Genomic DNA, 19,649 nt, shown 5'->3' on the forward strand with positions numbered 1-19,649 from the left:
GTATCTGCGTACGGAAAATAACCAACGAAATTTGTCGTTGCCTGTGTTAGCGTGAGTTTTCACCTGACACAGGCCATTGATATGTCCGATTCCAGCAGCGTCAAAGGTTTTATCAACCGCTCCACCCAAATCGTCTGCCCTAAATGCGGCTATGTTACCCGGCAAAAATGCGCAGCAATGCTGCAAGATGTGATACTGATTTGCCCTAATTGCGAAACCCGCTTCGAGCCCAGGCAAGGCTGAAAACGGTTAACGGAACAGGATATGCTCGACGCTGTTGCCGTTGATCACGTTGAACGACTCCACCCGATTACGCCCCTGCGATTTGGCGCGATACAGCGCGATATCCGCCATATTCATCAGCTGTTCCAACGATTTCACCTCATTCATCGCCAGGCTGGCAACGCCGACGCTGATGGTGATTTTCAACGTCTGCTTGCCTTCCGCCTGCAGCTCCGTCTGCTCCACCAGCCGGCGCAAATGTTCCCCCAGCGCCACGCCCTGCGCCGCCAGCGCGCGCGGCAGCATGATAGCAAACTCTTCCCCGCCCAAGCGGCCGAACAGCTGATCATGACGCAGCTCGCGCCGCACGATGTGCGCGAACGACGCCAAAACCTGATCGCCGGCGCTGTGGCCGTGCGTATCGTTGATCTGCTTGAAATGATCGATGTCGATCAGCAGCAGCGACACCGCCTCTTTGGAACGGTGTTTATGCTCCAGCAACTCGCCCGCTTTGCGGGTCATCGCGCTGCGCGCCAGCACCCCGGTCAGAAAATCGTGGTTGGCACTGTGCTCCAGACGTCGCATCAGCTTGCGGTTGGCGGCGATGGAGCTGGCGAGGATCAGCGGCCCCATCACCAGCATGGCGATGCCCAATCGGGCGGACATCAGGGTATCGAGGAAGGCGTTGTGGTTGTTCGGCGTTTCATAAAGCACCAGGTTGGCAGAAATGCTGCTGATCTCGGTCATGCCGGTCAACAACGTCAGCAACGTCACGGGGAACAGCGGGTAGCGTACCGCGCACCACAGCAGCGCCGGGATCGGGAAGGCGATGGCGCCCGGCCCGCCGATATAGACGCTGAACGCCAGCGACAGCAGCAACGCCAGCAACGGCAGGCAGCCTTTCAGGCGCCAACGTACCTGCATGCGCAGCAGTTGCTTCAGCCGCGGCGCCGCCATCAGCACCGGCAACAGCAGCAAGGTCGTCGAGAATTGCTCACTGAACCAAGCCAGCCAGGCGATCACCACCGTGTTGTTATAGAGGCTATCATTACGCAGCACCGACAGCGTCGACGCCACCGCCGCGCCGGCCAAACTGGCGCTGAACATATAGAGTATCGCCTGGGGCTTGCCCATGCGCCGTTGAGATTGTGGCAGCATCAGCATGATGCCGTAACCGACGGCGATCAGCGACATGTTGCAGGCGTTCAGCCACAGCGCCAGAGACCAACCTTCGCCGGTGCTGAGATCGGCGGCGACCATGCCCAGATAGGTGGTAAGCCAGCCGAGCGGCGTGCCGTAAATGGGTTTGCGCAGCAGCAGACCGAGCAGAATCGCATTCACCGGCCAAAATAAGGAAAGCGAGCCAATCGGCCGGCTAAGAATACCCACCAGGGAAAGCAAAAAAGCCAGCATGAAAAGATTGATCAGCTGAACCGTTAGCGGCAGGCCATGCCTGGCGTTTATTCTGGCGTTCATCGCCTTGCCCATATTTTGCTAATAACCAGAATAATAATGTGCATACTCTCTCGCCCGGCCAGTGAGGGATAGTCAACCCGGATTTCAACCAAAAAAGCCAGACAAATCAATAATAAAAAACGTTAACATTTAATTAACAGACTTTTCTTAGCCCCGTTCGGCTGCGGCGGGCACACCCGCGTAGCGTCAGCAAATAATGGCTACTCTGCTGTCAGCATAGCGCATAGCGTAATAGGTCGCCGACGGCGTCAATTACATTAATAAGCTTGTGGTTATTGGTCGTTGAATGATGTTTGAATAACTGCGCGATTATTTTCCTGCAACTGGGCCGCCCGTGCAATAACAACCCAAAAAAAGCCCGCATGAAGCGGGCTTGCTTGAACAACAGCAAATCGACAGTTACAACACGGCCATGCCTTGCATGCCCGTGTTGCCACGCAGTATAGCGGTGAAAGCTTAAGCAGACCTTAGCAACAAAAAACCCGGCCTAGGAACCGGGAATATTTGTACGAAATGCAGTGTTAGCCCAAGCAGGCTAATAACATTTCGCAGCCTACACGCCAATTGTGCAGAGAAAATGAACGCGGCATCCGTTCAACCGCACCGCCACCCCATCTACACGGTAAGGCCTTACGCCAGTTTGGCGGCAAAGCCCGCTACGCGCTGGCCATAGAGCTTGGCGGTCGCCAGATCGCCCGACAGCATCTCATCCACGCCGGCATCCGCCGGGGTCTGCACCAGCAGCCCCACCGAACCGCCCAGGTTATTGACGTCGGTACGCTGCGCCGATTTGGTGTTGGCCGGCAGCAGCCCCAGACTGACCCACAGGCCGCCATGTTGCGAAGCCAGCGTCTGCAGCGCGATCAACGTGACCTGCTTGTCGCCGTTCAGGCTGGCGCTGTTGGTAAAGCCGCCGAACACTTTGTCCTGCCACTTGCGGCCGAACCAGGCTTTGGAGCTCGCGTCGGCGAATTTCTTGAACTGCCAGGACGGGCCGCCCATATAGGTCGGCGAGCCAAAGATGATGGCGTCCGCCTCATCCAACGTCTGCCAGGCTTCGTCGCTGATGTCACCGTTCTGATCGATGGCGATCAGTTCCGCCCCCGCACCTTCCGCCACGACTTTCGCCAAACGCTCGGTATGGCCGTAGCCGGAATGAAACACCACTACTGTCTTCGCCATAGAAATTCTCCACTCATTGCACAAAGGCACCGACGGCGCCCCCTCTCGCGTTCAATCTAATCAAGCGCGCAGCGGCTGAATACCGAATAAAACTGACGGTGTTATTCAAAAAAATCGCGTTACGCACCGCCGGGTATGCGCAGATAAAAAAAATCCCGCACAAGGCGGGATAAACTTAACAGGGATGGGGTAATACACTACAGGGAATGGATAACACACAACATCATCGGGTAGAGCTACAGTACCAATCCCAATGTATAGAACTGTCATCCCCGCGTAAGTTTGCTCGGCCAGATGTAACGCCGAATGGGAAATATGACATTTTGCTCAACGCACCACGAACAGGCGCGACTCAAAGCCGCCGCTCTTGAAGGTGCCGGTATTGACCCACCCGGGCGGCGAACGGCCGAAGTCCTGATTGAAATCGCCGCCGCTGACCAGCCAGATCCGGCGATGGCCTTTCGCTAACGTGCTGAGATTATCGACGTAAGTCTGCGCCGCCCGATCGTGGAAAAAGGTGCCGAAACCATAGGCATTGGGCTTGCCCGAAATGCCGTTGGGCCTGGCCGGGGTATACAACAGGGCGCGATAGCCCTGCTTGTTGTAATACACATAGCTCAGGTAGTTGAACATGTTGCTGACCACCACCGCATCGTTAGGCTGATAGAGACTGTTGATGTAGTGCACCATCACTTTGAACTCATCTTTCTCGACCGGGTAATCGTTACGCACGCCGCAGCCGAACAGCAAACTGAAGAACAGCAGCAAAGAAATCCCGCGCACCCGGCTTTTCGTGCCGGCGATCAGCACGCCCAACACCAGCGGAATGCCGAGCGCAGCCGAGTAGAGATAGCGATCGACAAACAGCGGCGAGCGCCAGGAAATGGCGAATACCAACGTCACCGGGATCAGAATGCCGCCGAGCAGCAGCAGCGAGAATGTTCTCGGCGTCTCCCGCCGCCACAGTAGCAATGAACATAAGGCGATAAACATCGCCGGCAGCAGCCAGAGAATGACCGTCGGATAATTGCTGCCATCATGCCCAGTGAGAAAACGCCAATACATCGCCGGCAGATCGCCCCAGGAAACCTGAGGGATCCAACCGACGTCGCCGCCGACCCGCAGCTCGGCGATATGCGCCAGCAGATTGAACAGCACCAGCAGCCAGGGAATGTAGGCCACCCCGATCGCCACATTGGCCAGCCACCACGCCGGCTGCTTGATGTAACGTACGCCTTCGCGGCGGCACGACAGCGCCAGCAGCACCAGCCAGTGAGCGATCAGCGTAAAAATCGTGAAGTAGTGGGTATAAAAGCTCAGCGTCATCAACAGCGCATACAGCGCCAGATAGCGGCGGTTATCCGGTGTTTTCAGCCATTTCGCCAGCACCATGGCGGCGGCGATCGCCAGCATCCCCATCAGCGCGTACATGCGCGCCTCCTGGCTGTAACGCACCGCCATCGGCATGATTGCCATCAGCCACCCCGCTATCAGCGCCGCCCGCTCATTGGTCAACCAACGGGTAAAACGCATCGCCAGCGCCACCGTCATTACGCCGAACACCAGGCTCAGCGAGCGGGCCGCCATGATGCCGTCGCCAAACAGCGCCATCCAGCCATGCAGCAACAGGTAATAAAGCGGCGGGTGAACATCGAAAGAAGCGTGGTACAGCAAAGCGCCCACGTCATAGCGGCTGGTCAGTACGCTGGAGGCTTCATCGCACCAAAAATACCGATCTGATAAGGAAATAAATCGCACGATCGCCGAAAACGCCACGATCGCCAACGCGTAATGTTTGTAACCGATGCCCTTTAAGCCGTTGTTGCTCAAAGAAACATTCGATACCTGCTGCAGTGACATAACGGCATTCCGCCCAAGAGAACCACACCGTGTGGAGACGCAGCGTCATCATTGCCGACGGCGGGTAAATGGCGGGTAAATCAGTGCGAAAAAGTCGGTGCAATCACCGCGGCGCCGCACGGCCCTCAGCGGATTTCAACGCTGATATCCGGGTAGGCTTTCTCGCCATCGCTGAGGTAATGCCCCAACGCCCGGTAAGCCATGACGTACAGCACGGCGGCGGCGCACAGGCACAGCAAGGTCACGAGCAGGAATCTGGATTTGCGCACGATAGGCTCCATGGGGAAATTTTCGCCTATTGTAGCGTGACAAACTAAACGAAGGTTCAATGCCGCTTGCCGTTTCCTGTGACCGCGTTCGGTGCCTGGCAAAGACCCGTCACTTAAATCCCCACTGTCCCCGCAGTGAACAGGAACCAGCCGCCCGTCCTCTTTATGAACAAAAAGAGAAAAGTGAATTGCCCGCCGGTCCCTTTTTCCACCGATGCGCCCTCTCTACTATTGGTCCTATCCAGCTGCTTAACGCTCAGCTGGCTGACCTCACAACCGCCTTAGGCACGAGTGTTTCGGGATAGCAGCGTGCTTCACCGCCGCTTTTCAGATACGACACATTAAAGGAGTTGCAACAATGGCTGTAAAATTTCCTTATGCCGGTCAATCTTTTACCATCAAGATGGACAATGGTCTCGAAGTTAAAAACGCCTACCATGCCAGTGAAAACACCATTACCGTTGAGTTTCTAAACGGAGAACTTCGTGGAACCATTATGAATGTGCCTTTCCAGTGGCGTTCATTGGCTGACGGCTATTTCATGATTTCCTGGCAAGAGTCCGATAAAAATACCGTTGTTCACTGCGATAATTTCGAAAAAAACATTTCTTATGCTTACTACACAACGATGAGTGGAGATTTTTACGTGATGGAAGGGAAAATTATTTAATTTAATTCAGGATCTTTAATTTTTTTCGTGTATTAATTTCTGCTCTATCAAATAACCTATCCTTAGCGTGGCCGTTTTTAAAATCCAGCAGCTAGGCTCCCCCTAGAGTTGGAACATTTATTCAGCATGTAGGTGACGGTTTCACCGCCGGTGGTGGTGACGCTGACCGCTATCAGCGCATAGCCCTTGCCTTCGAATGCATCGGGGGTAGACCAACGCCCCCCCCATTCCGGATAAACCAATCATTGTATTATTACTTACGAAGTCATCCTCCCTCAAGCAGATGTTGCTTGCCTAATAAGCAATGAAAGCGCGACATTAATGCTCTACAGCTTTGCCTACTCCCTTTTTAAATTTATAGTTATCGACAGCGCTAAATATCTCCGTAAAAAGGTCATCATCTCCTTTAGCCCAAAATATTTCTGGATCATCCCCACCCCACATATCATGAGTATGACATACAAACTCAAGTAGACCTGTATCAAAGTTAGTGAAATCGATATGTTTTTCTTCACTTCTCATTATTATATTTTAATAAAAAAGCACGATTTGACAAGTGCAGTTATTAATATTATAAAAAGAGAGGAAATCATTTAAATTCTTTCTCAAAAGAGGAAGATCGCTTTCTTCAGTAACTCTATGATGATAAAAGAAAATAAAATCTTTTTTACCTCGATATTTTAATTGTCGAGATATTCGCCGTTTGAAAGCTCGGCCATCCTCTTTAATTTTTAGAGGATCATGATGAGTGAATTCAAACCCAATCATATGCCTTTCACTATATTGCCCTTCACAATCCTTATAAAATATCGAACGTAAGACAGAATTATCCCCATCAGGAAAATACCTCAAGAAATCTCTTTTCAATAAATTTTTATATCCATCTCTTTCCATCTGAATCGCATATTCAATATTAGATCGTCCAGAAGAAAATACAGAGCTAAAAGATTTCCTTTTGTGCCTTCTAAGAATATCATCCGGAAGGCAATTTTCCCCTATTGAAATCCAAAGAACCTCCGAGTTAGAATTATTACGGTACTTCCATTTTTTATGAAGATTAACAACAGTTCGCTTCAGTGACTTAAGATTGTTTTTTATATATTGTTTAATAACTTCGCTACTCATCAATACACCTCATTTTTACTGCACTATCAATATAGTTTACATAATAAACATCAAGTTATTGATAAACTTTACTTTAACCAACCAATACACTTACAAACAGGTTCTAATTACAGCTTTAATTAATGCTTAAACACAACATCTGGTACACACCAGTCATTTATATGGTAATTACCTGCCGACTCAATTTTCTCAACAAGTAAATTCAGATGCATTCATTGATGTATTAAAATTTAAATCAAATCCGAACATAAAAATTTACATAATATAGATATTATACTTCAAACACATTAACTCAACCATCTTAAAACTCAATCCATCCCAAAAATCATTTAATTTTTATAGTCTTTTTTACTTAAAAATGCAACTTACTTGCGATAACAACACACACAGCGCGTTCAAATTTTAATCAGAAAAACTCAGGCCGACTAATGATGATCCTATAGGAAGCAACTTCGTAGTTATAGCAGATGATAATGTTAAGAGCATCTGAAGCAAACAAGATGGTGGAGAGTCTATCTACGTCACTAGCAAACATTCAAAGTCGTGTTAGGAGCGCATGCATTATGATGGACTGTAGTAAACATCAGGAGAATTCTTAATGGCACGCCCTATAGGATTCGAACCTATGACCTACGGCTTAGAAGGCCGTTGCTCTATCCAACTGAGCTAAGGGCGCATTGAGATGCGGCAACCTGTGGTTGCGGGTTGCGATTATACGGTCAGAGGTTAGCGAGTCAATGCCTTTTCATGACGTTACGGCGGCGACGGCGCTTTATGGCGTTTTTTCCGCCAGCGCCCGCGCTATGTTACGGTGCGCCAGGCCGACCGCGGTATCGCCTGGTGTGCGCTCAGCCTCTTGCCGCCCACCGCCCCGCCGCAGACAAAGGCGCGTAGACTGTACCACTGCGGCAATATCCCCCCAATCGGCATGCTCAACCACCTGCATATTGCAGGTCGCTTCCCCCCTTTCCCCCAATGCGGAGTCAGGGCGTGCGCTGTTTAAGGATGCCTGGCTCCACGGCGCCCAAGCCAGCAATAGCGCGCAACCTCCCCATGCGCTGCCGTTCATGCGCACAGCTTCCGCCACAGCGCGCTCAGGCGCGCCCGCCACGACGGCGCTGCCTGGTGCTGGCCGAGCTGATGCAGCGCGGTGAGTTGCGCACTGCCCGCCGGATGCCGTGAAGAATCGAACACCGTCTCCCCTACGTGTTTAGGCTCCGCCGGTTGCTGATCAGGTTGATGATGCAACGGATAAAGCCGGGTTATCGCTCTCATGATCCTGCCCTCTTTCGCCCTGTGTATGGCCCCAGCGTATGCAAATGCAGGTAAAAATGGCGTAGAGGATCCTGAGGCCGATATAAAAAAAGCGTAAATCGCCGTCGGCAACGGCGGCGAGGGTGATTCTGCGCCTGACAGCGCGCTCAGCTTCTGCCAGAATAGCGGCATCCCCGCTTTTCTTAATTGATGGATTTCCACACTGATGTCAGCAAAGATTATTGATGGTAAAACGATTGCGCAGCAGGTTAGAAACGAAGTGGCTGAGCAAGTGAAACAACGTCTGGCGGCCGGCAAGCGCGCCCCAGGGCTGGCGGTTGTGTTGGTCGGCGAGAATCCGGCTTCGCAAATTTACGTCGCCAGCAAGCGCCGCGCCTGCGATGAAGTCGGCTTCCTTTCCCGCTCCTACGACCTGCCCGCTGCCACCAGTGAAGCCGAGCTGCTGGCGTTAATCGACCAGCTGAACGCCGACGCGGAAATCGACGGCATTCTGGTGCAGCTGCCGCTGCCGGCCGGCATCGATAACGTCAAGGTGCTGGAACGCATCCACCCGGACAAAGACGTCGACGGCTTCCACCCGTACAACGTCGGTCGCCTGTGCCAGCGCGCGCCTAAGCTGCGACCGTGCACGCCGCGCGGCATCGTTACCCTACTGGAGCGTTATAACATCGATACCTACGGCCTGAATGCCGTGGTGGTCGGCGCATCCAACATCGTCGGTCGCCCGATGAGCATGGAGCTGCTGCTGGCCGGCTGCACCACCACCGTCACCCACCGCTTCACCAAGAATCTGCGTCATCACGTCGAGAACGCCGATCTGCTGGTGGTGGCGGTCGGCAAACCGGGCTTCATTCCGGGCGACTGGATCAAACCGGGCGCCATCGTGGTGGACGTCGGCATCAACCGCTTGGAAAGCGGTAAAGTGGTGGGCGACGTCGATTTCGACGCCGCCAGCGAGCGCGCCGCCTACATCACCCCGGTGCCGGGTGGCGTTGGCCCGATGACCGTTGCTACACTGATCCAAAATACCTTGCAGGCCTGCGAGGAATATCACGACGTTCAACCTAAATAAGTAAGGCAGTATGGAAATTTTCAATCTGGACAATCATCCCCACGTCGAACTGTGCGATCTGCTGAAGTTCCAGGGCTGGTGTGAAAGCGGCGGCGCCGCCAAAGAAGTGATCGCTGAAGGGCAGGTGAAAGTCGACGGCAAGGTCGAAACCCGCAAGCGCTGCAAGATCGTCGCCGATCAGGTGGTGGAGTTCAACGGCGGCAAGGTCATGGTTAAACCCTAATCCGCTGCCATAGAAAAAGGCGCTGAATTCAGCGCCTTTTTTGTTTTTCCCTGCGGCCGGATTATTTACGGCGCCAGGTGGTGCCCTGCGGGCCGTCTTCCAGCACGATGTTCATCTCGTTCAACCGATCGCGAGCGGCATCCGCCAGCGCCCAGTCTTTGGCGGCACGCGCTTCGTTACGCTGTTTGATCAGCGCTTCAATCTCCGCTACTTCGCCGTCATCAACCTGAGCGCCCCCTTGCAGGAACTGCTCCGGCTCCTGCTGCAGCAGGCCGAGCACTTTCGCCAGCTTGCGCAGTTCCGCCGCCATGCCGTTGGCCGCCGCCATGTCTTCACCCTTGAGGCGGTTAACCTCGCGCGCCAGATCGAACAGCGCCGAGTAGGCTTCCGGGGTATTGAAGTCGTCGTCCATCGCTTCGCGGAAGCGGGCTTCGAACGCTTCGCCGCCGGCCGGTGCGGCGTCGGCATCGGTGCCGCGCAGCGCGGTATAGAGGCGCTCCAGCGCGGTGCGCGCCTGCTTGAGGTTCTCTTCGCTGTAGTTCAGCTGGCTGCGATAGTGGCCGGACATCAGGAAGTAACGCACCGTTTCCGCATCGTAATGGCCGAGCACGTCGCGGATGGTGAAGAAGTTATCCAGCGATTTGGACATCTTCTCTTTGTCGATCATCACCATGCCGGAGTGCATCCAGTAATTGACGTACGGGCCGTCGTGGGCGCAGCTCGACTGCGCGATCTCGTTCTCGTGGTGCGGGAACATCAGATCGGAACCGCCGCCGTGGATGTCGAAGTGGGTGCCCAGCTGTTTGCAGTTCATGGCGGAGCATTCGATATGCCAGCCCGGACGGCCCGGCCCCCACGGCGACTGCCAGCTCGGCTCGCCCGGCTTGGACATTTTCCACAGCACGAAGTCCATCGGGTTGCGCTTCACGTCGTCGATTTCCACGCGCGCGCCGGCCTGCAGCTGATCCAGATCCTGGCGCGACAACAGCCCGTATTGCGGATCGCTGTCGATGGAGAACATCACGTCGCCGTTGCTGGCCACATAGGCGTGATCGCGATCGATCAGGCGCTGCGTGATCTCGATGATCTCGGCGATATGCTGGGTCGCGCGCGGCTCTTGATCCGGACGATCGATCAGCAGCGCGTCGAAGTCGGCGTGCATTTCCGCCAGCATGCGTTCGGTCAGCTGGTCGCAGGTCTCATGATTTTCCGCCGCGCGGCGGATGATTTTGTCGTCCACGTCGGTGACGTTGCGCACGTAGTTCAGCGAATAGCCGAGATAGCGCAGGTAACGCGCCACCACGTCGAAAGCGACAAAGGTACGACCGTGGCCGATGTGACACAGGTCATAAATGGTTACCCCGCACACGTACATGCCCACTTTCCCGGCATGAATGGGTTTGAATTCCTCTTTTTGACGACTCAGGGTATTAAAAATCTTTAGCATCGGGAGATTCCGTGGTGTGCGTGATAACAAAAAAGATAACCGGGCTTCAGGTTTCCGCCCGGTAGCGTATTGAAACCTGAAGCCTGATCTATTGCAAGGTTAAGGCCATGCTTTGCTGGCTTCACGCGAAGAAAACGCGCAAAATTCGGCGGTCAGCGCAATTGTTATAATATAACATAAACACAATTACCACAGACAGTGCGCGGTTGAGCCGCTGCTGACTCGCTAGGGCGGATATGTTATAAGGGCGGTCTGAATGTTCACTCGCTTTACGTGACGTCTCACTTCACCTTGTTAGGATTAAAACTATGGTTACTTTCCACACCAATCACGGCGATATCGTTATCAAGACCTTTGCTGACAAAGCGCCGGTTACCGTTGAAAACTTCCTGAACTACTGCCGCGCCGGTTTCTACGACAACACCATCTTCCACCGTGTGATCAACGGCTTCATGATCCAGGGCGGCGGTTTCGAGCCGGGCATGAACCAGAAAGCGACCAACGCGACTATCAAGAACGAAGCCAACAACGGTCTGAAAAACACCATCGGCACCCTGGCAATGGCACGTACCAACGATCCGCACTCCGCCACCGCACAGTTCTTCATCAACGTGGCTGACAACGACTTCCTGAACTTCCGCGGCGAAAACGCGCAAGGTTGGGGCTACTGCGTGTTTGCAGAAGTGGTTGAAGGCATGGACGTGGTCAACAAGATCAAAGGCGTGAAAACCGGCCGCAGCGGCATGCACCAGGACGTACCGGTAGAAGACGTCGTGATCAACAGCGTGACCGTCAGCGAGTAATCGCGGCTGCATGAGTACGCTGTTCATCGCAGATCTGCACTTGTGCGCACAGGAACCGGCAATCACTGCCGGTTTTCTGCGTTTTTTACGGCGCGAAGCGGTGCACGCCGACGCGCTGTACATCCTCGGCGACCTGTTTGAAGCCTGGATCGGCGACGACGATCCCGAGCCGCTGCACGCGGAGATCGCCGCGGCGCTGAAAGCGCTGCAACAGGCCGGTGTGCCCTGCTATTTCATCCACGGCAACCGCGATTTTCTGCTCGGCAAACGCTTCGCCCGCGCCAGCGGCATGCAGCTGCTGCCGGAAGAAAAAGTGCTGGAGCTGTACGGCCGCAGGATCCTGATCCTGCACGGCGACACCCTGTGCACTGACGATCAAGCCTATCAGCAATTCCGCCGTAAAGTGCACAACCCGCTGATTCAAAAACTGTTCCTCGCGATGCCGCTGCGCTGGCGACTGAAGATCGCCGCCAAGATGCGCGCCCGCAGCCAGCAATCCAACCAGTACAAGTCGGACGCCATCATGGACGTCAACCCGCAGGCGGTCGAGCAAACCATGCTGCGCCACGACGTGCACTGGATGATCCACGGCCATACCCATCGCCCGGCGGTGCATCGGCTGGCATTGAGCAACGGCGAAGCCCATCGCGCGGTGCTGGGTGCCTGGCACGTCGAAGGATCGATGATCAAAGTCAGCGCCGACGCCGTCGAGCTGATCTCATTCCCATTCTGAATTCCGCACTGGCGCGCGAGTAAAAATTCGCGCTTTCGACGGTGAAAACCGGCGACGCAACCGTTTTCCTCGCCGTGCGCTCATGGTATGCTCTACGCCCTCATTCGGCCCTCAGCCGACGCCAGAAAAATCACAGGAGCCTTACACCCATGGGAGCCAACGCCGCTTCAGCCGCCAATACCGGGGCTAAAATCGCAATTGTAATGGGATCGAAAAGTGACTGGGCCACCATGCAGTTCGCCGCCGAAGTCCTGACCCAGCTCGATGTCCCCTTCCATGTCGAAGTCGTTTCCGCTCACCGCACGCCGGACAAGCTGTTCAGCTTCGCCGAGCAGGCTGCCGCCAACGGCTTTGACGTGATCATCGCCGGCGCCGGCGGTGCGGCGCACCTGCCGGGCATGCTGGCGGCGAAAACCCTGGTGCCGGTGCTGGGTGTGCCGGTGCAAAGCGCCGCGCTGAGCGGCGTAGACAGCCTGTACTCCATCGTACAGATGCCGCGCGGCATTCCGGTGGGCACGCTGGCGATCGGCAAAGCCGGCGCCGCCAACGCCGGGCTGCTGGCGATGCAGATCCTGGCGCTGCACGACGCCGCGCTGGCGCAGCGTTTGGCGGACTGGCGTCAGGCGCAGACCGAAGACGTCTTGAACCACTCCGATCCGCGGGAGGACGCATGAAGCCGGTTTGCGTACTGGGCAACGGCCAACTGGGGCGCATGCTGCGCCAGGCCGGCGAACCGCTGGGCATCGCCGTCTACCCTGTCGGCATCGATGCCGAACCTGAAGCGGTGCCGTATCAGAACAGCGTCATTACCGCCGAGATCGAACGCTGGCCAGAAACCGCGCTGACGCGCGAGCTGGCGACCCACAGCGCCTTCGTCAACCGTGACATCTTCCCGCGTCTGGCGGATCGCCTGACGCAAAAACAGCTGCTCGACCAGCTCGGCCTGGCGACCGCGCCGTGGCAGCTGCTGGCGAGCGCCGCCGAATGGCCGCAGGTGTTCGCTGCGCTGGGCGAGCTGGCGATCGTCAAACGCCGGGTCGGCGGCTATGACGGCCGCGGCCAATGGCGCTTGCGCCCGGGCCAGGAAGCCGAACTGCCGGCCGACGCCTATGGCGAGTGCATCGTCGAGCAAGGCATCCATTTCTCCGGCGAAGTGTCGCTGGTGGGCGCGCGCGGCCACAACGGCCGTTCGGTATTCTACCCGCTGACCCACAACCTGCATGAAGACGGCATCCTGCGCACCAGCGTGGCGCTGCCGCAGCCCAACCCGGCACTGCAGCAACAGGCCGAGCAGATGCTGGCGGCGATCCTGAACGAGCTGAACTACGTCGGCGTGATGGCGATGGAGTGCTTTATCGTCGGCGATCGGCTGCTGATCAACGAACTGGCGCCGCGCGTGCACAACAGCGGCCACTGGACGCAAAACGGCGCGTCCATCAGCCAGTTCGAACTGCACCTGCGCGCGATTCTCGGCCTGCCGCTGCCGCAGCCGGTGGTGAGCACGCCGTCTGTGATGGTCAACCTGATCGGCACCGCCGTCAACGAACAGTGGCTGTCGCTGCCGCTGGTGCATCTGCACTGGTATGAGAAAGAGGTGCGCCCGGGCCGCAAGGTCGGCCACCTCAATCTGAACGACCCGAGCGCCGCCGATCTGCGCCAGGCGCTGCAGGCGCTGGCACCGCTACTGCCGGGTGAATACCAAAGCGGGCTGGCCTGGGCACAGCAGAAGCTGGCTTAACGGTTTATACCGCCGAAAAGAAGAAGGTTCAGCCCAGGCTGAACCTTTTTTTTGCCGCAAAGATCAACGCGAGCCGATGTTGCGCAACGGTTTGCCGGCCATCAGATTGCGTTCAATATGTTCCAGAGAAATATTTTTCGTTTCCGGGATCAGCGCCAGCGTGATGAAAACAAACAGCACGTTAAGCCCCGCATAGACCCAAAAGGTGTGAGCGCTACCCAACGAATTCAGCATGGTCAGGAATGTCGCCCCCACGATCATATTGGCGATCCAGTTAGTGGCGGTGGAACAGGTGATGCCGAAATCGCGGCCTTTCAATGGCTGGATCTCTGAGCACAGCACCCAAATCAGCGGGCCGGCGCTCATGGCAAAGCCGACGATAAACATCAGCAGCATGACGATGGCGAAATATTGCTCCGCCGCCGAGTTCATGCCGATGTTCATCATGGTTCCCAGCGCCCCCATGCCGACGGCCATCACGATAAACCCAAGGATCAAAGTGGGCTTGCGGCCCCAGCGGTCTACCAGCCCAATAGCGATAAAGGTGGCCAGCACGTTGACCAGACCGACGATCACCGTGCCCCACATCTGCTGTTCCGTACTGGCGAAGCCCGCCAGACCGAAAATCTTCGGCGCGTAATACATGGTGACGTTCATCCCGGTGAACTGCTGCATCACCTGAAGAAGAATGCCAAGGAAAACCGCGCGGCGGAAATTTTTATTGCCTTTGAACAATGCCCAACCGCTTTGCTTCAGTTTGAGGCTTTCACGAATTTCATTCAGTTCATACTGCGCCTGGGCACTACTGTCGCGCAGCTTCTCCAACACCTGACGCGCCTGCTCATGACGATTGCGCGAGGCCAACCACCGCGGGCTGTCAGGTAAAAAGAACACGCCGACCAACAACAGCCCGGCCGGGATGGTGATGACGCCCAACATCCAGCGCCAGGCACCGGTATAGCTGAATGCCGTATCAGACAGGTAAGCGGCCAGAATACCGATGGTGATCATCAATTGATACATCGAGATCATGCTGCCGCGGATTTTCTCCGGCGCGATTTCAGAAAGATAAATCGGCGCGGTATAAGAAGCGATCCCCACCGCCAATCCCAGCAGAATACGTGAAACGATCAACACCTCCACGTTGGGGGCGAACGCAGAACACAGCGATCCCGCCACGAAGAGGATAGCGCCGATCATCAAACTGTATTTGCGCCCCAGCCGGAAGTTCATCCAGCCGCTGCCGATAGCGCCGACGGCGGCGCCAAACATCATTGAGCTGACCACCCACTCCTGCTGAGAGCTGGTGATCTGAAAAGTCTCGGTAATAAACGGCAGGGCGCCGGCGATCACGCCGATATCAAGACCGAACAGCAGGCCGGCCAAGGCGGCTAAAAAACAGACGAAAAAAGTCATGCCGACATGAGTCGGGCTTTTCTCCGCCGGTGTCACTTTGACGGTATCGCTCATACAGCCTCCAGGAGAAAACGGTCATCAGTGTGCGACATGATAGGAGGCAATGCGTCTAAGATAAGTGAGTGCGATTACATTAGTGAAAACGGTTACATTCCATTAAAAATGGATATGCTGTTTTTCAAGGTGGATAAAGTCGCTTAATTTATGCATAACCTTATAAATTAATGCATAAAATAGGCGAAACCGACCTGATATCCGTTGCACCGATTATCAAAGGTAGCCGTATTGACACAACATAAATGTAATCGATTTCACTTAAGGTAGGCATGAAGAGGAATAGCGCCAGTAACGCGCCCAAGAAAAACGGCAGGCCCGGCCACGCTTGGCGGCAACGGGCCTGCGACAGCAAGATCAGCCCTCATAACTGCGGAACAACGCCCGGCCGCGCAGCAGGCGCACGCCCAGCCAGCCGCCGCACAGCGACAGCAGCAGCGCGCTGGCCAGCGGCAGCGCCCACCACAGCACCGGCGTCGGCGTCCACGGGAAGTCAAACACCCGGCTCTGCAGCAGCCACAGCGCCGCCTCGGCGCCTACCGCCGCCGCGATGCCCGCCACCAGCCCCAGCAGGGCGAACTCGCACCACAGCGTGCGGCGCAGCAGCCGTTTGCCGGCCCCCAGCGTGCGGTACACCACCAGCTCCTGGCGGCGCTGACGCATGCCGACCTGCACCTGTGCCAGCAGCAGTAGGCCGCCGCACAGCACCACCAGAACCACCATCACCTCCAGCGCGCGGCTGACCTGTTGCAGCACGCCGCCGACCTGTTTCAGGATCGCGCCGATGTCCAGCAGGCTGAGCGTTGGGAACTGGCGGTTGAGCTGGGTCAGCATCTGGCCGTCGCCGTCGTAGCGGAAGCTGGTGAGCCAGGTCTGCGGCTGGCCGTCCAGCGCGCCCGGCGGGAAGATAAAGTAAAAGTTCGGCTTCAGGCTTTCCCAATCCACCTGGCGCAGGCTGGTGACTTTGGCGCTGAACGCCTGGGTATCGCCGCTGAAGGTCAGCGTGTCGCCCAGCGTGATCTTCAGCCGCCCGGCGATACCTTCATCCATCGAGACTTCGCCGCTTTTCGGCGGCCAATTGCCCGCCACCAACGGATTGTGATCCGGCAGTTCGGCCAGCCAGGTCAGGTTCAGCTCACGGTTCACCGCCTCGCCGCCCGGATCGTCTTCATGCACCCGTTCGGTCGCCACCTGCTGGTTTATCTCGGTCAGGCGCACCCGGACGATCGGGTAATAGGTTTCCGGTTTGATCTGGTGCTGCTGCAGGAAGGTTTTCACCTGCGGCACCTGCGCCTCGGTCATGTTGAGCAGGAAATAGTTCGGGCTGTCCGGCGGCAGCTGTTGCTGCCAGCGTTCGAGCAGATCGCCGCGCAGCACCAACAGCAGCGCCAGCAGCATGAACGACAGCGAGAACGCCGCCAGCTGGCTGATGGTCACCCACGGCTGATGCAGCAGGCGGTTGACCGCCAGCCGCAGCGCCAGGCTCTTGAGCGTGATGCGGCGCAGCAGCAGCAGACTGCCCCAGCCGATGCCGCCCAGCAGCAGCGCCAGTACCGCCATACCCGCCAGGATCGCCCACAGCAGCGTGCTGGCCCCCATCAGCGTCACCAAAAGCGCCACCACGATCGCCACCGTCACCGGCAGGAAGTAGCGCAGCGGCCAGACGTTGGCCACCACATCGCGGCGCAGCACCCGCAGCGGCTGGGTAGCCAGCAGTTGGCGATACGGCCGCAACCCGACCAGCAGCGAAATCAGCACCAGCGCGCCGAGCGCCCACAGCCACGGCCAGGCGCCGGCGGCGGGCAATGCAGCCGGCAACACCGGTTTCAGCAGGCGAATCAGCAGCGCTTCGAACGCCAGCCCGATCGCCCCGCCGCACACCGCCGCCAGCGCCATTACCGCCAGCCACTGGCCGACGATCAATTTACGCAGCGCGCCGCGCCCGGCACCAAGAGTTTTCAGCACCGCAATCAGATCGTAGCGGCTGCGGCAATAGTGGCTCATCGCCACCGCCACGGCGGCGATCGACAACAGCAGCGTCAGCAGAGCCGACAGCAGCAGGAACTGTTGGGAGCGCTGCAGCGACTTGCCGAGCGCGCTGCCGGACTCCTGTAGCCCGAACCAGCGCTGATCCGGCGTCAACTGCGGCGTCAACCGCGCTTCGTAACGCTGAATATCCGGCTCGGCGCCGGCGAACATGTAGCGGTAGGTCAGCCGGCTACCCGGCTGCACTGCGCCGGTCTTATCGACGTCCGCAAGGTTGATCATGATGCGCGGCGCGGTCTGGAACGGATTGAAACCGGCGTCCGGCTCCTGAATGATTTCACCGGCGATGCGCAGCGTGGTGTCGCCCACCTCGAGCGAATCCCCCACTTTCACGTTCAGCAGCGCCAGCAAACGCGGCGCCACCAGCACGCTGCCCGGTTCAGGCTGGATGTTGGCCGGGCGCGTTTCCAGCTTGCCGTACAGCGGATAGGCCAGATCGGTGGCTTTCACGTCCGCCAGCTGCGGCCGATCGCCGGCATAGGTCATGGTGGTGAACGACAGCTGACGACTCACCTTCAGCCCCTGTTGCTGCGCGTCCAGCAGCCAACCTTCCGGCACCGGATGCGCGCTGCGCAACACCCGATCGCCGGCGATAAAGTCACGGCTCTGCTGGCTGAGCCCTTTGTCCATGCGATCGCTGATGCTGCCCAGCGCCAGCACGCAGGCCACGGAGAGCGTCAACGCCAACCAAACGATCAGCAGCGACGGCGAGCGCCATTCGCGCCAGAACCAGCGCCAGATCATGCTTCCTCCCACAGCTTGCCTTCACGCAGCCGCAGCCGCCGCTGGCAGCGCGCCGCCAGGGTTTCGTCATGGGTCACCAGGATCAGGGTAGTGTCAAAATCGCGGTTGAGGGAAAACAGCAGGTCGGCGATGCGATCGCCGGTCTGACGATCGAGGTTGCCGGTCGGTTCATCGGCGAACAGCACCCGCGGTCGGCCGCTGAAGGCGCGCGCCAGCGCCACGCGCTGCTGCTCGCCGCCGGACAGCTGCGCCGGCAGGTGATCGAGCCGTTTCCCCAGCCCCAACTGATCGAGCAGTTGCACCGCCTGCTCGCGGCTCTGTCTGTCGCTCTCGCCGCGCAACAGCGCCGGCAGCTGCACGTTCTCCAGCGCGTTCAGCGTCGGCACCAGCATGAACGACTGAAACACGAAGCCGACATTCCTGGCGCGCAGCGCGGCGCGCCCCTCTTCGTCCAGCGCGGTCAGCGACTCGCCGAGCAAGCGCACCTCGCCTTCGCTGCCGTCATCCAGCCCGGCCAAAATGCCCAGCAAGGTCGATTTCCCCGATCCGGATTCGCCGATCAGAGCGATCGTCTGCGCGGGTTTGACAAGCAGCTCGACTCCGGTAAGGATGGTGAGCTGATGCTCACCCTGACCAACGTGTTTACTAAGATGATGAACTTCAAGAACGTTTTCCGCTGGCATCTTCCCTTCCTTTTGCTGTTGGGATTATTCAGTTTACGCGCTGCCGCCGCCGATACCTTGTTGATTTTGGGCGACAGTTTAAGCGCCGGCTACCGCCTGCCGATCGAGCGGGCGTGGCCGACGCTGTTGGCCGAACAGTGGCAGAAAAAGTCGGGCGCGCCGCAGCTGGTCAACGCCAGCATCAGCGGCGACACCGCCGCGCAGGGGCTGGCGCGTCTGCCCGCGCTGCTGAAACAGCATCAGCCGCGCTGGGTGCTGATCGAGCTGGGCGCCAACGACGGCCTGCGCGGCTTCCCGGCGCAGGACGTGCAGCGCGATCTCGGCCAAATCATCACGTTGGTGCAGCAAGCCGGCGCGCAGCCGCTGCTGATGCAGATCCGCATCCCGCCGAACTACGGCCGCCGCTATACTGAAGCGTTCAGCGCCGTCTACCCGGCGCTGGCCAAACAGTTCAACATTCCGCTGCTGCCGTTCTATATGGAACAGGTGGTGGTGAAGCCGGAATGGATGCAGGATGACGGATTGCACCCCAATGGGGATGCCCAGCCGTTTATCGCCACCTGGATGGCGGAGCGCCTGGAGCCTCTAGTAAAACATGAGTCTCACTAAAT

General features: G+C 57.3%; 21 protein-coding genes and 1 tRNA gene. 9 read left to right on the forward strand and 13 right to left on the reverse strand.

Annotated elements, in window-relative coordinates:
* The first annotated feature begins 81 nt into the window (after positions 1 to 81).
* On the forward strand, positions 82 to 243 hold the full coding sequence (locus tag BVU99_RS25305) for a YnfU family zinc-binding protein (protein ID WP_015376921.1): 162 nt from the start codon (positions 82 to 84) through the stop codon (positions 241 to 243).
* 6 nt (positions 244 to 249) lie between these two features.
* On the opposite strand, the gene BVU99_RS12275 is transcribed toward BVU99_RS25305, so the two are convergent.
* From BVU99_RS12275 to BVU99_RS25115, 4 genes are all read right to left on the reverse strand, one after another.
* Positions 250 to 1,698: a GGDEF domain-containing protein gene (locus BVU99_RS12275; RefSeq protein WP_038628979.1), complete on the reverse strand. Its 1,449-nt coding sequence runs from the start codon at positions 1,696 to 1,698 to the stop codon at positions 250 to 252.
* Positions 1,699 to 2,328: 630 nt separating this feature from the next.
* Positions 2,329 to 2,880: a flavodoxin family protein gene (locus BVU99_RS12280; protein WP_004940045.1), complete on the reverse strand. Its 552-nt coding sequence runs from the start codon at positions 2,878 to 2,880 to the stop codon at positions 2,329 to 2,331.
* A 327-nt stretch (positions 2,881 to 3,207) separates the two neighbouring features.
* Complete coding sequence (locus BVU99_RS12285; protein ID WP_099816680.1) at positions 3,208 to 4,740, reverse strand: glycosyltransferase family 39 protein; 1,533 nt, start codon at positions 4,738 to 4,740, stop codon at positions 3,208 to 3,210.
* 125 nt (positions 4,741 to 4,865) lie between these two features.
* Positions 4,866 to 5,009: a hypothetical protein gene (locus BVU99_RS25115; protein WP_016928795.1), complete on the reverse strand. Its 144-nt coding sequence runs from the start codon at positions 5,007 to 5,009 to the stop codon at positions 4,866 to 4,868.
* Positions 5,010 to 5,367: 358 nt separating this feature from the next.
* On the opposite strand from BVU99_RS25115, the gene BVU99_RS12290 reads away from it, so the two are divergent.
* On the forward strand, positions 5,368 to 5,679 hold the full coding sequence (locus BVU99_RS12290; RefSeq protein WP_099816679.1) for a hypothetical protein: 312 nt from the start codon (positions 5,368 to 5,370) through the stop codon (positions 5,677 to 5,679).
* A 318-nt stretch (positions 5,680 to 5,997) separates the two neighbouring features.
* Here BVU99_RS12290 and BVU99_RS25310 read toward each other — a convergent pair whose 3' ends face one another.
* From BVU99_RS25310 to BVU99_RS12310, 5 genes are all read right to left on the reverse strand, one after another.
* Entirely contained in the window at positions 5,998 to 6,201 is a 204-nt protein-coding gene (locus tag BVU99_RS25310; protein WP_244590501.1) for a hypothetical protein, read from the reverse strand.
* A 9-nt stretch (positions 6,202 to 6,210) separates the two neighbouring features.
* The gene (locus BVU99_RS12295) at positions 6,211 to 6,804 is read right to left on the reverse strand and encodes a DUF1796 family putative cysteine peptidase (RefSeq protein ID WP_244590502.1); all 594 of its coding nucleotides are present in this window, start codon (positions 6,802 to 6,804) and stop codon (positions 6,211 to 6,213) included.
* Positions 6,805 to 7,403: 599 nt separating this feature from the next.
* Positions 7,404 to 7,480, reverse strand: a tRNA-Arg gene (locus BVU99_RS12300).
* A 96-nt stretch (positions 7,481 to 7,576) separates the two neighbouring features.
* Positions 7,577 to 7,873: a hypothetical protein gene (locus BVU99_RS12305; protein WP_043135724.1), complete on the reverse strand. Its 297-nt coding sequence runs from the start codon at positions 7,871 to 7,873 to the stop codon at positions 7,577 to 7,579.
* Entirely contained in the window at positions 7,870 to 8,079 is a 210-nt protein-coding gene (locus BVU99_RS12310; protein ID WP_025301819.1) for a hypothetical protein, read from the reverse strand. The genes BVU99_RS12305 and BVU99_RS12310 overlap by 4 nt, the downstream gene beginning before the upstream one ends.
* A 205-nt stretch (positions 8,080 to 8,284) precedes the next feature.
* Between BVU99_RS12310 and folD the strand changes: the two genes are divergently transcribed.
* Together folD and ybcJ are read left to right on the forward strand one after the other, a co-directional pair.
* Positions 8,285 to 9,151, forward strand: a complete 867-nt coding sequence (gene folD, locus BVU99_RS12315; protein ID WP_016928798.1) for a bifunctional methylenetetrahydrofolate dehydrogenase/methenyltetrahydrofolate cyclohydrolase FolD — start codon at positions 8,285 to 8,287, stop codon at positions 9,149 to 9,151.
* Between the two features lie 10 nt (positions 9,152 to 9,161).
* Complete coding sequence (ybcJ, locus tag BVU99_RS12320) at positions 9,162 to 9,374, forward strand: ribosome-associated protein YbcJ (protein ID WP_033637394.1); 213 nt, start codon at positions 9,162 to 9,164, stop codon at positions 9,372 to 9,374.
* A gap of 61 nt (positions 9,375 to 9,435) precedes the next feature.
* Here the strand turns inward: ybcJ and cysS are convergent, their stop codons facing one another.
* Complete coding sequence (gene cysS, locus BVU99_RS12325) at positions 9,436 to 10,821, reverse strand: cysteine--tRNA ligase (protein ID WP_033637393.1); 1,386 nt, start codon at positions 10,819 to 10,821, stop codon at positions 9,436 to 9,438.
* A 308-nt stretch (positions 10,822 to 11,129) separates the two neighbouring features.
* Here cysS and ppiB point away from each other — a divergent pair, with 308 nt between their 5' ends.
* From ppiB to purK, 4 genes are all read left to right on the forward strand, one after another.
* On the forward strand, positions 11,130 to 11,624 hold the full coding sequence (gene ppiB, locus BVU99_RS12330; RefSeq protein ID WP_025301816.1) for a peptidylprolyl isomerase B: 495 nt from the start codon (positions 11,130 to 11,132) through the stop codon (positions 11,622 to 11,624).
* A gap of 10 nt (positions 11,625 to 11,634) precedes the next feature.
* Entirely contained in the window at positions 11,635 to 12,357 is a 723-nt protein-coding gene (locus BVU99_RS12335; RefSeq protein ID WP_060432577.1) for a UDP-2,3-diacylglucosamine diphosphatase, read from the forward strand.
* A gap of 149 nt (positions 12,358 to 12,506) precedes the next feature.
* Entirely contained in the window at positions 12,507 to 13,031 is a 525-nt protein-coding gene (gene purE, locus BVU99_RS12340; protein ID WP_099817508.1) for a 5-(carboxyamino)imidazole ribonucleotide mutase, read from the forward strand.
* Complete coding sequence (gene purK / locus BVU99_RS12345; protein ID WP_099817507.1) at positions 13,028 to 14,095, forward strand: 5-(carboxyamino)imidazole ribonucleotide synthase; 1,068 nt, start codon at positions 13,028 to 13,030, stop codon at positions 14,093 to 14,095. Before purE ends, purK begins: the two co-directional genes overlap by 4 nt.
* A gap of 63 nt (positions 14,096 to 14,158) precedes the next feature.
* On the opposite strand, the gene BVU99_RS12350 is transcribed toward purK, so the two are convergent.
* The 3 genes from BVU99_RS12350 to ybbA form a co-directional block, all read right to left on the reverse strand.
* Positions 14,159 to 15,565 (reverse strand): sugar porter family MFS transporter, encoded by a 1,407-nt coding sequence (locus BVU99_RS12350; RefSeq protein ID WP_043135713.1) that lies wholly within the window; start codon positions 15,563 to 15,565, stop codon positions 14,159 to 14,161.
* A gap of 357 nt (positions 15,566 to 15,922) precedes the next feature.
* Entirely contained in the window at positions 15,923 to 18,355 is a 2,433-nt protein-coding gene (gene ybbP / locus BVU99_RS12355; protein WP_025301813.1) for a putative ABC transporter permease subunit YbbP, read from the reverse strand.
* A complete protein-coding gene (gene ybbA / locus BVU99_RS12360) occupies positions 18,352 to 19,038 on the reverse strand; it encodes a putative ABC transporter ATP-binding protein YbbA (RefSeq protein WP_025301812.1) in 687 nt (228 codons plus the stop codon). The genes ybbP and ybbA overlap by 4 nt, the downstream gene beginning before the upstream one ends.
* On the opposite strand from ybbA, the gene tesA reads away from it, so the two are divergent.
* Positions 19,009 to 19,647 carry a multifunctional acyl-CoA thioesterase I/protease I/lysophospholipase L1 gene (tesA, locus tag BVU99_RS12365; protein ID WP_161800806.1) on the forward strand — a complete coding sequence of 213 codons (639 nt, stop codon included), beginning with the start codon at positions 19,009 to 19,011 and terminating at the stop codon, positions 19,645 to 19,647. The two genes, ybbA and tesA, sit on opposite strands and share 30 nt — an antisense overlap.
* The last annotated feature ends 2 nt before the right edge of the window (positions 19,648 to 19,649 follow it).

It is taken from the genome of Serratia sp. OLAL2, from assembly GCF_002752475.1.
GTDB lineage: Bacteria > Pseudomonadota > Gammaproteobacteria > Enterobacterales > Enterobacteriaceae > Serratia > Serratia bockelmannii.

Bases quoted from the DNA above. Each gene is read 5' to 3' on its own strand.
- BVU99_RS25305 (WP_015376921.1), top strand. From the start codon at position 82: ATGTCCGATTCCAGCAGCGTCAAAGGTTTTATCAACCGCTCCACCCAA.
- BVU99_RS12275 (WP_038628979.1), bottom strand. From the start codon at position 1,698: ATGAACGCCAGAATAAACGCCAGGCATGGCCTGCCGCTAACGGTTCAG.
- BVU99_RS12280 (WP_004940045.1), bottom strand. From the start codon at position 2,880: ATGGCGAAGACAGTAGTGGTGTTTCATTCCGGCTACGGCCATACCGAG.
- BVU99_RS12285 (WP_099816680.1), bottom strand. From the start codon at position 4,740: ATGTCACTGCAGCAGGTATCGAATGTTTCTTTGAGCAACAACGGCTTA.
- BVU99_RS12290 (WP_099816679.1), top strand. From the start codon at position 5,368: ATGGCTGTAAAATTTCCTTATGCCGGTCAATCTTTTACCATCAAGATG.
- BVU99_RS25310 (WP_244590501.1), bottom strand. From the start codon at position 6,201: ATGAGAAGTGAAGAAAAACATATCGATTTCACTAACTTTGATACAGGT.
- BVU99_RS12295 (WP_244590502.1), bottom strand. From the start codon at position 6,804: ATGAGTAGCGAAGTTATTAAACAATATATAAAAAACAATCTTAAGTCA.
- BVU99_RS12305 (WP_043135724.1), bottom strand. From the start codon at position 7,873: ATGAACGGCAGCGCATGGGGAGGTTGCGCGCTATTGCTGGCTTGGGCG.
- BVU99_RS12310 (WP_025301819.1), bottom strand. From the start codon at position 8,079: ATGAGAGCGATAACCCGGCTTTATCCGTTGCATCATCAACCTGATCAG.
- folD (WP_016928798.1), top strand. From the start codon at position 8,285: ATGTCAGCAAAGATTATTGATGGTAAAACGATTGCGCAGCAGGTTAGA.
- ybcJ (WP_033637394.1), top strand. From the start codon at position 9,162: ATGGAAATTTTCAATCTGGACAATCATCCCCACGTCGAACTGTGCGAT.
- cysS (WP_033637393.1), bottom strand. From the start codon at position 10,821: ATGCTAAAGATTTTTAATACCCTGAGTCGTCAAAAAGAGGAATTCAAA.
- ppiB (WP_025301816.1), top strand. From the start codon at position 11,130: ATGGTTACTTTCCACACCAATCACGGCGATATCGTTATCAAGACCTTT.
- BVU99_RS12335 (WP_060432577.1), top strand. From the start codon at position 11,635: ATGAGTACGCTGTTCATCGCAGATCTGCACTTGTGCGCACAGGAACCG.
- purE (WP_099817508.1), top strand. From the start codon at position 12,507: ATGGGAGCCAACGCCGCTTCAGCCGCCAATACCGGGGCTAAAATCGCA.
- purK (WP_099817507.1), top strand. From the start codon at position 13,028: ATGAAGCCGGTTTGCGTACTGGGCAACGGCCAACTGGGGCGCATGCTG.
- BVU99_RS12350 (WP_043135713.1), bottom strand. From the start codon at position 15,565: ATGAGCGATACCGTCAAAGTGACACCGGCGGAGAAAAGCCCGACTCAT.
- ybbP (WP_025301813.1), bottom strand. From the start codon at position 18,355: ATGATCTGGCGCTGGTTCTGGCGCGAATGGCGCTCGCCGTCGCTGCTG.
- tesA (WP_161800806.1), top strand. From the start codon at position 19,009: ATGAACTTCAAGAACGTTTTCCGCTGGCATCTTCCCTTCCTTTTGCTG.
- ybbA (WP_025301812.1), bottom strand. From the start codon at position 19,038: ATGCCAGCGGAAAACGTTCTTGAAGTTCATCATCTTAGTAAACACGTT.